The following is a 15,456-nucleotide window of genomic DNA, read 5'->3' on the forward strand; positions in this document are numbered from 1 at the left end:
CTTTTCTTTTGGGAAGAGCCCATGCCTATCGTCCAGCAAGGCCTTCTGAATACGACGGCCCTTTCCGTGGCCGACGTCTACATTCAGATCGTCCCTCCGCAGTTCCTGATCAACGGCGTTCCGTCCAACGTCCTCGGCCTGGTCGGCTCCGCCACCTGGGGCCCGGTCAACCAGCCCCAGATCGTTGGCTCGCCTGCACAGTTCAAGGCGAAGTTCGGACCCTATCAGGCCCGGCAGTACGATATGGGCACCTGGGCAACGATCGCCTTCCAGCAGGGCGCGACGGCCATCCAGTGTGTGCGCGTCACGGACGGCACCGATGTCGCTGCCACCGTCCAGGCCCAGGCCAGCGCCCCGAAGGCAACTGGTAAGATTTCCTTTACAGTTCAACCGTCGGCATCCCAGACGATCACACTGAATGGCACCGCTGTGACTTTCGTGGCTTCGGGCGCAACAGGCCTGCAGGTCAACATCGGCGCCAATCTTGCCGCTACCCTGGCTTCGCTGCTCACTCTCCTGCAAGGCTCCAGCGACACCCAGCTCGTCAAGTTCACCGAAACTCTGTCCGGCGCGGACCTGAACCTGACGGCTGCGACTGGTGGCACCGCGGGCAACTCTCTCACCGTCGCCACCACGGTCACCGGCGCGACCGTCACCAACATGTCCGGCGGCGCGGCCGCTGCCCCTGCCCTGACGCTGACCTCGAAATATACCGGCAGCTTCGGCAACGGCATCAAGGTCACGATCCAGCCCGGCTCGGCGGCCGGCACCTCTCAGGTCCTGGTCGCTGCTCCTGGCCTCGCTTCGGAGAAGTTCGACAACATCGGCGGTTCCGGCTCGACCTTCTGGGCCAATGTCGTCGCGGCCATCAACACCGGCCAGAGCGGCGCGCGCGGCCCGTCGGATATCGTCACTGCAACGATCGGCACCAGCTCTGCCTCACCGCAGACCGCCACCTACGCGCTGCAGGGCGGCACCGACGGGGCTTCCGGCCTCAGCGCCTCCGCGTTGCTTGGCGTGGACACAGTGCCCCGCACCGGCATGTATGCCCTTCGTGGGCAGAAGGTCGCCGTTGGCGCCCTCTGCGACGTCACCGACACCACTTCCTGGGCAACGCAGGTCGCCTTCGGGCTCGGTGAGGGCGTCTACATGATCACCTCCGGCCCAGCCGGCCAGGACCCCCAGACGGCAGCAACCGCCAAGGCGACGGCTGGCATCGACAGCTACGCCCTGAAAATCATGCTGGGCGATTGGGTGTACTGGAACGACACCGCGAACGGCCTGCCGCAGCGCCTGGTCAGTCCGGCCGCCTTCTCCGCTGGTCTGCTTTCTGCCCTGTCGCCGAACCAGTCCACGCTGAACAAGCAGCTCCAGGCGGTCGTCGGGACCGAGCAGAGCGCCTCCGGACAACCCTATACGACGGCAGATCTCCAGATCCTGGCCGGTGCCGGTATCGATGTGATCTGCAACCCGGTCCCGGGCGGCAATTATTTCGGCTGCCGGAATGGCCGCAACGCCTCGTCGAACGACGTCATCCATGGCGACAATTATACCCGGATGACCAACTACATCGCCACGACGCTGGACGCGGCGATGGGCATCTACGTCGGCAAGTTGCAGAGCGCGACGACCCGGCGCCAGGCCAAGACCACCATCGATTCCTTCTTCGGCAACCTGCAGCAGCAGGGCCTGATCGGAACGCCGAACGGTCGCGACGACGCCTGGGCCTCCGTCCTCGACGACAGCAACAACCCGGCCTCCCGAGTTGCCCTTGGCTACATGCAGGCCGATGTGCAGGTCCAATACCTGTCGGTGATCGAGTACTTCCTCGTGAATCTGGAAGCCGGCCAATCGGTCCAGATCGAGCGCAAATCCGTCAATTTCGCAGTCTAAGGAGCGCTGATACATGCCAGCCAATACCGGCTTTGGCGTCCTGACGATCGGCAAGGACGTCTCGATCGACGTCACCTTGCCGAGCGGTCAGGTGCTCAACATCGACAGGGTCACCTCCTTCGACAAGAAGCAGGAAACCACGTCTCTCAATTCGAAGGGCATGGACGGGATCCACCGCTTCGCCGAAATCCCGGACGGCTGGACGGGGTCGATCGGCATCGACCGCGGCGGCCATTCGCTCGACGACTTCTTCGCGGCGCTGGAGGCGGACTATTACGCGACCGGCACCCTCAACAACGTCCGGATCACCGAGACGATCGAGGACACCGACGGCACCGTCACGCAGTTCCGCTATGACGGCGTCGCCATGAAATTCGCCGACGCAGGCAAGTCGCAGCCCGACGCCTACGTCACACAGCAATTGAGCTGGAAAGCCAGCAAGCGCATCAAGGTGCTCTGATGACGACGGTGAAACTTAACCCGGTCCGAGAGGCCGCAACGGTCAAGTCGCCGTCACAGCAGATTGTCGAAGAAGCCAACCGTATCGTCTATGTGACCGATGCCCGGGGCCGAAACCTCGGCGTCCGCAGGATCACGACTCCGCTGCGCCGCCGGATCTTCAAGGCTCTGTCCGCGGAGTCCGCTGAAAAGCGCCAATACCTCGGCATGGTGTTCGTTGCCGCCTCCTGCTGCAGCATCGACGGCGAGGAACTCCGGCTTCCCGTTACCGAGCTCCAGTTCGACGCGCTGATCGATCGTCTCGACGACGATGGTGCCGAAGCTGTCGCAGATGCCATCCGCGAGCACTTCCAGGTCGAGGAAGAAGGCGCCGGCGAAGCGGGGGAATAGCGGGGGACGGCGATTTCCGGATGAGGCTCTACCTCGTCAAGAACGGCGTCCCCTATGATGTCGCCCTCAGCCTGAGCTCCAGCGAAGCCCTGGCCCATTATGTCGTCTTCGGCGAGTTCGACGGCAACAAGTGGGACTGGAAAGAGATGAAATGGGAGCCGAGGCGAGGATAACCCGCCGCCCAAGCTCCAAAGACCAAATTGTACCGCTAGTCGGCTACTCTTGAGAGGGTGACACTTATTTTTACTCCCGGATTGCTCGCGAGCCATCCTGTGCACTGAGCGCTCACGTCTGAAGACGTCCCTTCCAGGATAACTTCACCACTCTCTACGCCAAGAACGGATTGCATACCTGGGACGGTTGAGTGCTTACCGGCCCTGATGTTTGCTCGGAAGTTGTTCCCGTCCTCAGAATATGTGCCCGAGTAGAACATCATGGAATCGCCCCCACGGGCTTTTCCATTTTCAAGTGCAACAACTCCGTTCCCGTGCCCGATCGGTGTTGCAAATACGACTTTATATGTCCCTGCCTTTAAAGCCATGGAGATCATTTCCTTCATTATCGAATCAAGGGAAGCAAACTCCACTCAAGCGCTCGTGACTGGGGCGTGAAATTCAACTGTTTGCGCATGATATTCTTCGGGAAACACGATGGCCGAATTCACCCTTGCAGGCTTCGCGGCCCACCTGACCGCCCTGGCCAACATGACCATCGCCGAACACGAAGGCTTGGAAAAGGCGGCGGTCATCGTCGAGACCGAGGCCAAATCGGTTATTGGCACATACCGCTACGGCTGGCCCCAGCTTGCTCCCGCGACCCTCGCCAAAAAGTCCGCGAACACTCCCCTGCTCGAAACCGGCGCCATGCGGGAATCCATCCAGTACAGTGTCGGCGACAAAGAGGCCCGGATCGGTTCGAACGACGACAAGGCTGTGTGGCAAGAGCTTGGCACCTCACGCGGTATTCCTCCCCGCTCCTTCCTGGCCGGGGCGGCCCGGCACAAGGAAAAGGAGGTTGTCGCGGCAATCGGTGATGCGGTGTATGGTCACCTGACAATGACTCGGTTCCTCCGTTGAAGATCGCCCTCGCCCTTCTTTCCTTGCTCTTCGTGGCGCCTGCCTGGGCAGAGCCGTCGCGCAGCGCACCGCCGCCGACCGTGTCAGTATGCTTCACGCCCGGCGAGGACTGCGAGGACACGATTGTTCGCGAGATCGGCCGGGCGAAGCGCCAAGTTCTGGTGCAGGCCTACGGCTTCACCTCAATCCCGATCATCTCGGCAGTGAAGGAAGCGGCGGCCCGCGGCGTCGAGGTCCTCATCATCCTCGACAAGAGCAATGATCGCGGCCGCTACAGCGCAGCGACCTATCTTTCCAATGCCGGCATCCCGGTCTGGATCGATACCACCCCAGGCATCGCCCACAACAAGGTGATGATCATCGACCGTGAGCGCGTCCTGACCGGGAGCTACAACTTCACGAAGTCGGCCAAGACCAGAAACGCGGAAAACCTGTTGGTGATCTCCAGTCGGCCGGTGGCCCTCAGGTTCGCGGCCAACTGGGAAGCAAGGCTCAAGGCGTCGAGGTCGTATGAGGGTCTACCTGCCGCCGACCTGGATCAAAACAGCGCCGCCCCGAACGGTCACGCTGTGACGAACGCCAGCAATTGACACCTCTTCGGCCTCCCCGGACGCGGTAGCCTTCGCGATCGTCTCTGAAACAGGCTTCGATGTCTCCGCGATCTTCACCTTGCGGCCAGACAACAGAGTTTCGATGGTCGAGAGGCTGGTTGTCCCGTACACGGTCGATGCAGAATCGTTGCCGAGAACCACAGTGAAGTGGCTTAGCTCCTCATTGGGGGCTGGGAAGACGGCCATGAACTTGAAGGCGTTCTTCCTTTTTGGCGTGTCCACATAGACGTCGCAGACGAAATTCTCGTCTTTCTGGCAGTTATCGGCCCGAAATTTGGTGCGATATCCGAGGCTCTTCGCTGCCTTGGTCAATGCCGTGTCGACATCAGCTGAAATCGGGTTGGCGGCGAAACTGGCGGTCGTCCATAGAGCACACAAGGCAACCAACAACGTCCGTTTCAATCCGGCCTCCCTGATTGGTTTTGAGCTGAACTTGGGATGATCACGTCGCTGCGAGCCATATCACCGACGCGCCGGCAAGGGCAGCCGGAACAAGGATGAAAAGCCAGGTCGTCAGCCCTATCGAATCCCTCGGGACCGCATTGAGCCCTCGCCGGAATGTCTCGCTGTCGGTCGTGGCGATCGGGATGCCGAAATCCGCCGCCACCTCGTTGATGGTGCGTTCTGCCACCTCAGGCGAGCAATCGAACCACTCTCCCGAACAGCGATGATCATCGAGCCTGCGATGCACCTCGCCCTCGATCTGCCGAGCGTCGATCTGCACGGCAAGCGCATAGGTCGGGCGCAGCGGAAAGGCTGATGCTGTCCGCAACTGGGCCAGACGGGCATCCATGTTGGTGGTGACGCCAATCTTCACCAGGCCGTGATCGCCCTCGATCACATAGACGAATTCGATCCCAGCCGCTCCCATCGTCGTTCCGCATCGGCGGTTCTGGCGAGGAGTGCTGGTGCCTAGTGGGAAGCTCAACCCGGCTCGAAGGCCGAAGGGAAGGCGTCTCGAAATGAAAAATCGCATAGCTGGATTCTACGCTGATGTCTGACGTTTACAAGATCGGCGTCCAGCTTGCGTTGACGGGCAATATGTCCGCCGCTCTGGCCGGAATTGCCAGCCAGTTGATCGACATCGACAACAAGACCACCTCGCTGATGTCGAAGTGGGAGAAGCTGGGCACGAACCTGAAGCTGGCCGTGGGCGGGGCTGTTGCGACCGGCGCGGGTGTCGGCTTGCTCGATGGCCTTGGGAAGCTGATCGACCGCGGCAATGATCTTGTCCACGTGCAGCAGCAGTTGATGGGCGCGACGCAAAACCAGGCCCAGGTCGCCGAGGCGACGGCAGTGGCCTGGGAGAAGTCGGCCAAGTACGGTCTCAGCGTTTCCTCGGTGCTGGCCGACATCAAGGAGGCTCGCACAGTCTTCGGTTCGACCGAGCATGCCATCGACTTTATCGACCCACTGGAAAAGATGCGGGTTGTGCTCAACGGCATGACGGAAGGATCCGGCAATAAGGCCGTCGAAGCGGTCTACAACATGGCCCGCGCGGGCGAACTCAAAGGGCTCACCTCGCCTGATGAGTTCATCGGGTATTTCGACGGCATGACCAGGGCCATTACGGCCTCCGGCGGCAAGGTCGATCCGCATGCCTTCATGCAGGCTACCCAGTACGGCAAACTGGCTTCGAAGGGCTGGAGCGAGGAGTTCTATACCAAGATCCTGCCTTCCATGATCCAGGAAGCAGGCCCCTCGACGGCCGGCACGCAGCTGATGTCGCTGTATGGCACCGTAAACCAAGGCCGGGTAACACAGCGCGCTCTAGAACTGTGGGAAAAGCTGGGGCTGATCGAAGATCCTTCGAAGCTAATTTTCGACAAACAGGGGAATACGAAAGGTTTCCAGCCTGGCGCCGTGCAGGGAACGGAACTCTTCACGCGCAACCCATTCGAGTGGGCGCAAACCGTCCTGAAGCCAGCGATCGAGAAGTCCCTCGGACACGAGATCAAGCCTGGGGACACCGACGCCATCAATCTACTTGGCGGTATGTTCGGCAACCGAAACTCCGCCGCTGCCATTGCTGCGCTGCTGCTCGAGGGGCAACGCATCCGCAAGGATGCCGCCATTACAGGCCAGGCCAAGGGGCTGGACGCTGTCGACGATCTGCTGGGCAAGGACCCGAAGATCGCCACCGCAAACTTCAAGTCGGCCTGGGACAACCTGCTGACCTCACTCGGCTCGCCACTGGTCCAACCCGCGATCAGCGCCATGAACGCAATGGCCGGCGTCATGAAATCCATGACTGCTGTCGCGGCCGCTCATCCCGACGCCGTGAAAGCGCTCGGCATTGGGGCTGCTGGCGCCGGCGGCGCCCTAGCGATCGGCGGTACCGCAGCCATGAGCGCGGCGATCTGGCGGACCCTGTTCGGGTCTGGCGGATTGAACGCCTCGGCAGCGGCGCTGAACACCTCGGCAGTCATGCTGCAGCAAGCTGCGGTTGCGCTGGGGGCTAAGGGCGTTCCTGGCGTTGGTGGCGCTCCTGGCGTCCCTTCCGCCGGAAAGCCCTGGGGTAGTGCTCTGGGCGCCCTTCTGGCCTATTTCGGCGTCGAGTACGCCGACGGCAAGATGGGCCAACTGATGAACTGGTTGCCGCACGCCAGGACCGACTACTATGGCAAGGCCTACGATCCCGAAGCTGAACATAGCAAAGGTCTCGGCGGCCGGATCGATCGCCTGATCAACGACCTTCCCGACAAGATCGCTGGGGATACTCCCTGGTATCGCAGAGCGTTCAGCGATCCGAAGTTCTGGTTCAACCGTGACGCAATGCGAAGCGGCATGCAGAACATGGGTGGTGCCGTGACGCCCCCTCCTCCGCCGCCGGTCAATGTGAACCAGCAGACGCAGGTGAAGGTGCAGATCGGCAATCAGAGTATCGACGCCTACATCCTGTCGGTGGTTACGAAAGCGATGGCAGGCTTCGCAACGAGCACGCCGGCGCAGAATACCGGCTCGACGATGCCGGCCGTAGATGGGGGACATTAGGACAAATCAATAGCGCGGTGGATCACAGCCTGATCCACCGTTGCGCCTATCAATAGCTCCATCGCACCACTTCAGGAACTGACCTTCTGCGGCTAGCCTCGTCGGCCAATTGCGCAAAGTCAGCAGGGCTGTAGACCCTTGGCCCATCCTCACTCTGCGGCTCCAACAGTGCTCGGTCCGTTGCCCACAGACCATAAACTGAGAAAGAAAGATTGAAGTTCGCCCTGCAGATGCCAACCGTTTTGTCAGGGTCCGACTGACTTGCAAACCTGAATTGGCCCGAAACCTCTTTTTTCCCCTGCCTTAAAGTATCGGTAGTAGGGAGGAGAGAAACTATTTCTGATGGGTAGTCATCAGATACCAATTGGTGATTTGTTCGCCACGTCGCAATTACACCAGCTGAATTAGGAAGCGGTGCCTGCCTTTCATTATAAGCCAGGGCCAGTACAAATTTTATACTAAACAGCTTCAAGTACCAGTCGAATTCAGGATTAATCTTGACGAACTTGATTCCAGCTTCGCGGAGCAACGGAGCGGCTTGATGTTTTAGAAAGAACTTCTCCGCCGCACGTCGCGGAAGCATTCCGACCAAAACATCCGGCCGATTATTGCGAATGCCTCGAAATACCCGTTCCAGATCGTCATCGACCTGGTGATATTCCTCGTCAGAAGAGAAAAATCTGGTTGCTAACGCGGCGACGAGATCAGCGTGTCCAGTCCCGTTGTTGCATCTTACGCACGCAGGGACCTCTAATCCAGGCGGTCGATCTTTTTGCCGAAACATAATTCTGGGAGGCATATGCTCCTCAGTGTCGGCGTGTTCCTTCGAACAATAAGCACATAGTTTACCGGCTATATTCGCCTTTGCAACTGAACGTCGTCTAGCTGCCTCACCCATGATCTTACCCTGGAAGTACAAGCCTTAGAAAATCGCCTCTTTTATCGCTTGATACATTAGCCCTGGAGGTTTTCAAGCGGCGGTTGCTGGCTGCCCACATACCGCGTCCGTTTTCTTGTCATAAGCGTATGGCCACGGTAGCGCCCACACCTAATTGAAGGAAAGCCAATGGCCGATACCCAGATCTTCCTCGGCCCCTTCATCCTCCAGGGCTGGGAGATTCCAGAGAAGATCAACTTCGGCGGGAAGCACGAGCTCCCCGTTCACAAGCTGATCGGCGGCCGGCGTGTCTTCGATGCCATGGGCGGCGTTCCGGACGCGATGGAGTGGAAGGGCCGTTTCCGCGGCCCCGACGCTCTGTCGCGGGCCCAGGCATTGAACCAGATGCGCATTGCCGGCGCGCAGATCGAACTGTCCTGGTTCGATTTCTTCAAGACGGTGGTGATCACCAAGTTCAAGGCGGATGCGGAGCGCTTCTACGAGGTCAGCTACGAGATCACCTGCGAGGTTATCACTGATGACGCCGACGCTGCCCTGGGCGGCCTCGCTGGCGCTCTGGACGGCCTCGTGACGGCAGATCTTCGCTCGGCGTCCAGCGCGGCCCTGATCGCTCCTGCGGCGGTGTCTACCGCGCTCGGAACAGTGCAGGCCGCGATGACGGCTTCGACCGGACTGACCCAGTCCAGCAACGCCGAGCTGCTCGCCTTTCATTCCACAGTGGCAGGCGCGGCAGGAACGATGACCAGCGTCGCGGACGCTGCCGAGGCATCGATCGCGGCGACCGACGGCATGGTGTCTGGCACTGATCCGGATGTCATGGCCGCATGGCTGATCGGGCAGGTGTCAGCGGTCCAGACCGAAAGCGCCGTTCTCGACGTCATCCCTTATGTCGAGCGGATCGCGATCAACGTCGCCGCGACTGGAGCCTGACCGATGCCTGAGGCCAACAACATCCAGTCGCCGCTGACCAGTCGTATCGTCACGGTCGCCGGCGGCAACCTGTTTCAGGTCGCGGCCGAACAGCTTGGCGACGCCACGCGCTGGAATGACATCGCCGAGCTCAATGGGCTTCGAGATCCGTTCCTGACTGGCGTCGTCACTCTCAAGATCCCGTCGGGCATCAGGCCTGGCAATGGCGGAATTCTCTGGACATGACCTATCGAACCCCGCGCGCCAATCTGGTCGTCAACGGCCAGCCTATGGAGTGCGAGGAGATCAACGTCGACCAGAGCCGCGACGGCAAGTCCGACACCTTCAGCGCCAGGGCCCCGCTTTGGCATCTGCCCGAGGGATTGGACGCAGATTGGTGGTCGAGCGCCACCGACATCAAGGTCCAGGTCTATGTCGACATCGGCCAAGGCGCAGTAAAGCTCTTCGACGGTGTCGTCGACGACGTCGAGCACGACTTCGATTCCGGAGTGTTGAACCTCAACGGCCGTGACAAGGCGGCGAAGCTCCTCGACAAGAAGTCGTCGGCCAAGTTCCACAACAAGAAGCCGCACGAGATTGTGCAGCAGCTTGCGAAGGAATCGGGCCTTGAAGCGGATGTCGACGACGTCTCCGATCGCGCCGGCAAGATCTACCAGATCGATTACGCCGCCATTCAGCACCGGATTTCCGACTGGTCATCGATCCAGGACCTCGCCGACAAGCACGGCCGGGTCGCCTACATCTCAGGCGGCAAGGTCTATTTCAAGAAGCCGGACGAGCAACTCCCGGTCCTGAAGGTGACCTATCGGCCCCCGACGCCAGAAAGCCCTGCCGATAGCAATGCGGTGAAGCTCTCGGTCAAGCGCAGCGTCACGCTCGGCAGACCGGTCAAGCACAAGGTCAAGAGCTGGAACCATCGCAAGGCCGAGTCGGAAGATGGCGAGTATACCGAGCCTGGCGACGGCGACGAGCTCGTTTGGCAGCACCACTATCCCGGCCTCTCCCGCGACCAGGCTGATCGCCGCGCCAAGGATCAGTGCGACAAGACCACCAAGCATGAAGTCGGGCCCTCTGTGACGATGCCCGGCGATCCAACCGTGACGCCGCGATACATGCTCGAGATTAGTGGGACCGGCACCGCCTACGACCATCAATACGAGATCAAATCCCTGCGGCACCGGCTGAAACAGGGCGAGCCCTATACGATGGCAGTGAACTGCAAGGCCAAGTCGAAGAAGCGAGGAAAGTCGAAGGGATGAGCGAGTTCCAGGACTATCTCCACCGGGAGATCGACCGTCACCTCGCCCGTCGCCCCGGCATCAAGGCCGCCACGATCACCAGCTACGACCCGCAGCGCCATGCAATCAAGGCGACGATCCAACCCGACGGCTTCGAGACTGGCTGGTTCCCGCACTCGGTGCCCCATGTCGGCAACGGCTTCGGCATCGTGGCGGGCCCGACCCCCGGCGATCAGATCATGGTCGGTTTCATCGACGGCGACATGGAGAGCCCGGTCAATCTGGGCCGAGTGCATTCGGACAAGGAGCGCCCACCAGTCGCCGAATCCGGAGAGGTCGTGATCCAGTCCAAAGGGGTCACGATCAAGATCGACAAGGACGGGAATGTCGGGATCAGCGGCGGCGCCGGCCTCAACTTCACCGGCCAGAACATCAAGCTTTCCGGCAATGTTGCGATCGAGGGCGGCACGCTCACCCACGAAGGCGTGAACATCGGCCACGATCACGAGCACACCGCCGTCCAGCCCGGGCCCGCCAACACAGGGCCCCCTGCTTCCTGAGGTCCCGCATGCCCGACTTGTACCATTTCTGGGGGGAAGACCTGTCGGTCAGCCCCGCGGGCGATCTCGCGCTTGTCGATGGCGACGATCTCACCACGCAGCGGATCATCCGGCGACTGATGACAGCGGTGCATGGATATATCTGGCACTACAGTGACTATGGCGCCGGCCTCCCACAGCGCATCGGTGACCTGCTCGACGCTAATGCGATCCGGGGCGTGATCAAGACCCAGATCGCCCTTGAGGAAGCAGTCGCCCGCCAACCAGCGCCCAAGATCACAGTTACCCCCCTCACGAACGGCGTCTCGGTCACGATCGAATACGCCAGCGCAATTACCGGTCAGCAGACCACCCTGTCCTTCGACGTCAACAATTGAGGCCGCGCGGTGGCACTGAACGTAAAGAGCTTTGCCCGCCTGGTGCAGGATCAGGCCGCGACGATCCAGACCAAGTCGTCGAAGCTGGTGGCCTTTGCTGTCGGCTCGCTGCTTCGGGCGGTCATTGAGGCCAATGCCTCGGTCGCGCTCTGGCTTCAGGGCCTCGTGATCTACGTCCTGTCCCTGACCCGGCTTTCGACGTCGACCGGCACTGATGTTGACACCTGGGTCAACGACTGGGGTATCAGCCGGCTTGCGGCCACGCTGGCGAGCGGACAGGTCACGTATTCGAGGTTCACCCCGACGAATTCGGCGGTGATCCCAGTTGGTGCCCAGGTCCAGACCGCCGACGGGTCGCAGACGTTCGCAGTTGTTGCCGATCCCTCGCACTCGTCCTGGTCCAGCGACCAGAACGGCTATCTTCTGCCGGCCGAAGTTGCGAGCATCACGGTTCCGGTTCAATCGGTCACCGGTTCCACAGCCGCCAACGTCATCGCCGGTGCCGTCAACGTCATGTACACGGCGATCACCGGCGTCGACTATGTCTCGAACGCCCTGCCGTTCGCTGGCGGCGCCAACGCCGAGAGCGACGCCTCTCTCAAGGCTCGTTTCGTCGCCTATATCGCCTCGTTGTCCAAGGGTACGATTCCGGCCATCAAATATGCGGTGTCGAGCCTGCAACTCGGCCTGGAATGCACGATCATCGAGAACGTGACGCCCGACGGTGTCGCGACGCCCGGGTTTCTCTGGGTGACCGTCGATGATGGCTCTGGCGCCCCGCCGCAGAGCACCTTGGACGAGGCCGCCCTGGCTGTCGGCAATACCCGAGCTGGCGGGATCATGTGGGGAGTCTTTCCGCCTATTGTGCTGCCCGCCGATATCGCAATCCGTCTCGACACCGCGACTGGCTACGATCATCAGGTCGTTGTGGCGACCGTGGCCGATGCCGTGACCAAGTTCGTGAACACGCTGCCGCTCGGCGCCGATCTGCAATTCCTGCGTCTTGCCCAGGTCGTCCAGAACGCCTCGGCCGGCGTCTCTGGGTTGTCGATCATCGTGAACGGCACCTCGCTCGATATCACGGCTGAGCCTCAGAACGTGGTGAAGATCTCGACCCTCACGGTGACCTGATGGCTACGGGCGATACCTCGAATATGCTCGCGCGCCTCAAGGCGGTTTTGCCGGCGCGCTGGTTCCCGGATACGTCGCCGATCCTCGACGCGCTCCTGTCGGGCTTTGCCTCAGCGGCAAGCTGGGTCTACGGCCTGATCCAGTACGCCCAGCTGCAGACCAGGATCTCGACCGCGACCGACGGCTTCCTCGATCTCGCCGCCTATGACTTCTTCGGCCGCCGGATCAAACGCCGGAAGAGCCAGACCGATATCTCCTTCCGGCGCACCATTCAGGACGAGGTGCTTCGGGAACGAGTCACTCGGCCCGGCGTCCAGAAAGCAGTGGCCGATCTCACCGACAACAAGGTGACGATCTTCGAGGCCTTCAACCCCCACGATACCGGGGGTTGGGGCGTCATGTTCGCCTTCAACATGGCGGGCGCGTGGGGCAGCAACACGCTGCCCTATACGATGTTCATCACTGCCGTGCAGCCCCAGGGCGCCGGCATTCCGAACATCTCCGGTTTCAATAGTCCGCAGTCGGGCTGGGGCGCCGGCATGTTCTATCTCGCCGACCTTTCCGGAGTGACTGGCGAAGTCACCAACCAAGACATCTACGACACCGTCGAGGCGACGCGCGCGGCTGGCATTACCTGCTGGGTCAATATCGCCCCCCCGCCTTTGAATACGGGTCGGCTCGACGCCGATTTCATTCTCGATAGCAGCGTTCTAGGCTGAGGAATTCCACGACATGGCACCTTTCGTCCCGGGGCAGGTCCTCACTGCCGCGCAGTTGAACTCTGCCCTCGACGCCAAGTTCGACGCTGGCGGTGTGTCGTCCTTCAGCGCGACCGTTCTGGCCAAACCGACTGCCCAGCAGTGGAAGGCGGCGATCGGCTTGGTGGGCGGCCCGCTGTCGACGGTCGTGAACAATGTCGTTCTCTGGGACAGCACCGACGGGACGACGCTGAAGGACAGCGGGGTAGCCTGGAGCGCCGTCGCCAAGATCAATGTTGGGCAGACGTGGACGGGTGCGCAGAATTTTACGGGTGCGGTTGTCACTGTAGCCAATCAATCGGCTCTCGATACCCCTAGCAATCTAGCTGCCAGCACCCAGTATGTGCTTAGCTTTTTTCAGTCCGTTTTTCCGAGTGTAATTGCGCCCGTCGCCTCTCCCTCCTTCACCGGCAACCCGACAGCCCCAACGCAAGCAGTCGGCGACAACGACACCAGCCTAGCCACCACCGCCTTCGTCAAGTCGGTGCTCGGCAACTTCGCCGGCTTCGTATTCGCTAGCGCCAACATCACTCTGGCGGCTGCAGACCACGGCAAGGCTGTTCAGGCCAGCGCAGCAAGCCCCATCAACATCACATTGCCCGTTGGTGGCGTGTGGGGTGCGACCGTAGCCGGCCCAACTATTACGGTGTTCAATCACGGCACCGCCAATGTGACGATCGTTCGGCAGGGCAGCGATTTCATTTACTGCCCGCCGGCCGGTCTGAACGCTGGCAACACCTCGCTGGTTTTGAAGCCAGGCCAGGACGTCATCCTGATCAATCGGGGTGGCACCGAGTGGGATGTTGCTGGCGGAAGCTGGCTCGTCGCCAATACCCAGGTCGTGCCATCCACGGCCATCACTGGACTGGGAACGGCAGCCACCAAGAACACCGGCACGGCAGCCGGCACGATCCCGCTTCTTGATGGCAGCGCGCGTCTTCCCGCCGTCGACGGCTCGCTCCTGACCGGCATCACCTCGACATGGGCGCCAGGCACACTCGTCGGTCTGACGCTCTCCCGTGCCTCGGCAACGACCGTCGGAATCGCCACCGGCTTCGCTCGCAACGAGGATGGCGGCACGGCGTTCAACATGACGCTGGCCTCCGCGATCACGAAGTCGCTCTCGACCTGGGCTGCGGGCACCGGCAATGGCGGCCTCGACACCGGCTCAATCGCGGCGAGCACGTGGTATGAGGTCTGGCTGATCCGCAAAGATAGCGACGGATCGATCGATGCCCTGCTCTCGCTGAGTGCGACCGCTCCGACAATGCCTTCGGGCTACACGGCGCGGCGCCGGCTGGGCGCGATCAAGACCGATGGGAGTTCTCAGGTCACGGCCTTCATCCAGGTCGGCGATCAGTTTCTGTGGGACTCGCCGGTTGCAGACGCATCGTCGAGCGTTTCCTCAGCGGCTGCACAAATCGTCACGCTGTCGGTTCCGCCGATCGCTGGCATCGAGGCGGATTTCGAGTTCAGCGCAGACAGCTCCTCCTTCGGCTTTGTGCTGGTCTCATCGCCGCTGACATCGGATCTGGCCCCCTCCTCGACGGTCGCTCCGTACTTCACGGTGATCGCCGCTTCGACGAACAGCCGAGGCTACGCGAGGCTGCGAATCCGGACCAACAGCAGCGGCCAGATCAGGCACCGGAACACCAACAGTGCCTCGACGACCGTCAACATCATCACCCATGGGTGGATCGATACGAGAGGAAGGGTGTGATGCCGTTCGTTCAGCGTGTGGAGGGCGCCATTGTCGGCGTCTATGCCAACGAACAACCGGGCTTTGCCGAAGAGTGGCTTGAGGGCGATGATGCCGAGGTCGAGGCTTTCCTCACCTCAATCGCCCCCAAACCGACTGTCATCTACAAGGCGGATATCTGGCGCCGGGCGACGGAAGAAGAAGCTGAGGTCATCGACGCTCAGCTGAACTCCCAGCCGATCCGCCTTCGGCGGCTGTGGCAGGACAGCCAGACCCTGGCCACCACTGACGAGATGTACGGGCCAGTGAAAGCCGCCTTCGAGAGCGCCTTCGGAGCTGAGCGGGCCGCCGCGTTGCTCGAGCCAACAGCCTAACTCTCGTCTCCCAGAACCTTCCTGTTCAGCCGCCTCACAAGGGCGGCTTTTTCTTTGGAGCCTTCACC

The 15,456-nt window shown here is 61.3% G+C and carries 20 protein-coding genes; 16 read left to right on the forward strand and 4 right to left on the reverse strand.

Annotated features, from left to right (window positions below; all coding sequences use genetic code 11):
- The first annotated feature begins 21 nt into the window (after positions 1-21).
- From ACIGJE_RS18540 to ACIGJE_RS18555, 4 genes are read left to right on the forward strand one after another with little or no spacing between them, the layout of a single operon-like run.
- Complete coding sequence (locus ACIGJE_RS18540) at positions 22-1,893, forward strand: hypothetical protein (RefSeq protein WP_483678341.1); 1,872 nt, start codon at positions 22-24, stop codon at positions 1,891-1,893.
- A gap of 13 nt (positions 1,894-1,906) precedes the next feature.
- On the forward strand, positions 1,907-2,353 hold the full coding sequence (locus ACIGJE_RS18545) for a hypothetical protein (RefSeq protein WP_367622910.1): 447 nt from the start codon (positions 1,907-1,909) through the stop codon (positions 2,351-2,353).
- Positions 2,353-2,742: a hypothetical protein gene (locus tag ACIGJE_RS18550; RefSeq protein ID WP_483678343.1), complete on the forward strand. Its 390-nt coding sequence runs from the start codon at positions 2,353-2,355 to the stop codon at positions 2,740-2,742. Before ACIGJE_RS18545 ends, ACIGJE_RS18550 begins: the two co-directional genes overlap by 1 nt.
- A gap of 20 nt (positions 2,743-2,762) precedes the next feature.
- A complete protein-coding gene (locus ACIGJE_RS18555; protein ID WP_483678345.1) occupies positions 2,763-2,915 on the forward strand; it encodes a hypothetical protein in 153 nt (50 codons plus the stop codon).
- A gap of 35 nt (positions 2,916-2,950) precedes the next feature.
- On the opposite strand, the gene ACIGJE_RS18560 is transcribed toward ACIGJE_RS18555, so the two are convergent.
- The gene (locus tag ACIGJE_RS18560; RefSeq protein WP_483678347.1) at positions 2,951-3,328 is read right to left on the reverse strand and encodes a hypothetical protein; all 378 of its coding nucleotides are present in this window, start codon (positions 3,326-3,328) and stop codon (positions 2,951-2,953) included.
- 64 nt (positions 3,329-3,392) lie between these two features.
- Here ACIGJE_RS18560 and ACIGJE_RS18565 point away from each other — a divergent pair, with 64 nt between their 5' ends.
- Together ACIGJE_RS18565 and ACIGJE_RS18570 are read left to right on the forward strand one after the other, a co-directional pair.
- Positions 3,393-3,818, forward strand: a complete 426-nt coding sequence (locus ACIGJE_RS18565) for a phage virion morphogenesis protein (RefSeq protein WP_483678349.1) — start codon at positions 3,393-3,395, stop codon at positions 3,816-3,818.
- Positions 3,815-4,408, forward strand: coding sequence for a phospholipase D family nuclease (locus tag ACIGJE_RS18570; protein ID WP_483678350.1), 594 nt, complete (start codon positions 3,815-3,817; stop codon positions 4,406-4,408). The genes ACIGJE_RS18565 and ACIGJE_RS18570 overlap by 4 nt, the downstream gene beginning before the upstream one ends.
- Here the strand turns inward: ACIGJE_RS18570 and ACIGJE_RS18575 are convergent.
- Together ACIGJE_RS18575 and ACIGJE_RS18580 are read right to left on the reverse strand one after the other, a co-directional pair.
- Complete coding sequence (locus ACIGJE_RS18575) at positions 4,337-4,831, reverse strand: hypothetical protein (protein ID WP_483678352.1); 495 nt, start codon at positions 4,829-4,831, stop codon at positions 4,337-4,339. The genes ACIGJE_RS18570 and ACIGJE_RS18575 overlap by 72 nt on opposite strands.
- A 40-nt stretch (positions 4,832-4,871) precedes the next feature.
- A complete protein-coding gene (locus tag ACIGJE_RS18580; RefSeq protein ID WP_483678354.1) occupies positions 4,872-5,300 on the reverse strand; it encodes a GIY-YIG nuclease family protein in 429 nt (142 codons plus the stop codon).
- Positions 5,301-5,422: 122 nt separating this feature from the next.
- Between ACIGJE_RS18580 and ACIGJE_RS18585 the strand changes: the two genes are divergently transcribed.
- Positions 5,423-7,423 carry a hypothetical protein gene (locus tag ACIGJE_RS18585; protein ID WP_483678355.1) on the forward strand — a complete coding sequence of 667 codons (2,001 nt, stop codon included), beginning with the start codon at positions 5,423-5,425 and terminating at the stop codon, positions 7,421-7,423.
- 49 nt (positions 7,424-7,472) lie between these two features.
- Here the strand turns inward: ACIGJE_RS18585 and ACIGJE_RS18590 are convergent, their stop codons facing one another.
- Entirely contained in the window at positions 7,473-8,321 is an 849-nt protein-coding gene (locus ACIGJE_RS18590) for a hypothetical protein (RefSeq protein WP_483678357.1), read from the reverse strand.
- Positions 8,322-8,489: 168 nt separating this feature from the next.
- Between ACIGJE_RS18590 and ACIGJE_RS18595 the strand changes: the two genes are divergently transcribed.
- Genes ACIGJE_RS18595 through ACIGJE_RS18635 form a run of 9 tightly spaced genes read left to right on the forward strand, consistent with a single transcriptional unit; the run spans position 8,490 to position 15,388 of the window.
- Positions 8,490-9,251, forward strand: a complete 762-nt coding sequence (locus tag ACIGJE_RS18595; protein WP_483678358.1) for a hypothetical protein — start codon at positions 8,490-8,492, stop codon at positions 9,249-9,251.
- Positions 9,252-9,254: 3 nt separating this feature from the next.
- Positions 9,255-9,476, forward strand: coding sequence for a hypothetical protein (locus ACIGJE_RS18600; RefSeq protein WP_483678360.1), 222 nt, complete (start codon positions 9,255-9,257; stop codon positions 9,474-9,476).
- Positions 9,473-10,510 carry a phage late control D family protein gene (locus ACIGJE_RS18605; protein WP_483678362.1) on the forward strand — a complete coding sequence of 346 codons (1,038 nt, stop codon included), beginning with the start codon at positions 9,473-9,475 and terminating at the stop codon, positions 10,508-10,510. Before ACIGJE_RS18600 ends, ACIGJE_RS18605 begins: the two co-directional genes overlap by 4 nt.
- On the forward strand, positions 10,507-11,049 hold the full coding sequence (locus ACIGJE_RS18610) for a phage baseplate assembly protein V (protein WP_483678364.1): 543 nt from the start codon (positions 10,507-10,509) through the stop codon (positions 11,047-11,049). The genes ACIGJE_RS18605 and ACIGJE_RS18610 overlap by 4 nt, the downstream gene beginning before the upstream one ends.
- Positions 11,050-11,057: 8 nt before the next feature.
- Complete coding sequence (locus ACIGJE_RS18615; RefSeq protein ID WP_483678365.1) at positions 11,058-11,426, forward strand: hypothetical protein; 369 nt, start codon at positions 11,058-11,060, stop codon at positions 11,424-11,426.
- A gap of 9 nt (positions 11,427-11,435) precedes the next feature.
- Positions 11,436-12,557, forward strand: a complete 1,122-nt coding sequence (locus ACIGJE_RS18620) for a baseplate J/gp47 family protein (protein WP_483678367.1) — start codon at positions 11,436-11,438, stop codon at positions 12,555-12,557.
- Positions 12,558-12,580: 23 nt separating this feature from the next.
- The gene (locus ACIGJE_RS18625; RefSeq protein WP_483678369.1) at positions 12,581-13,276 is read left to right on the forward strand and encodes a hypothetical protein; all 696 of its coding nucleotides are present in this window, start codon (positions 12,581-12,583) and stop codon (positions 13,274-13,276) included.
- Between the two features lie 13 nt (positions 13,277-13,289).
- Positions 13,290-15,035 carry a hypothetical protein gene (locus ACIGJE_RS18630; protein ID WP_483678370.1) on the forward strand — a complete coding sequence of 582 codons (1,746 nt, stop codon included), beginning with the start codon at positions 13,290-13,292 and terminating at the stop codon, positions 15,033-15,035.
- A complete protein-coding gene (locus ACIGJE_RS18635) occupies positions 15,035-15,388 on the forward strand; it encodes a hypothetical protein (protein WP_483678372.1) in 354 nt (117 codons plus the stop codon). Before ACIGJE_RS18630 ends, ACIGJE_RS18635 begins: the two co-directional genes overlap by 1 nt.
- The last annotated feature ends 68 nt before the right edge of the window (positions 15,389-15,456 follow it).

The sequence above is a fragment of the Labrys sp. E2SS-1L genome (genome assembly GCF_057073705.1).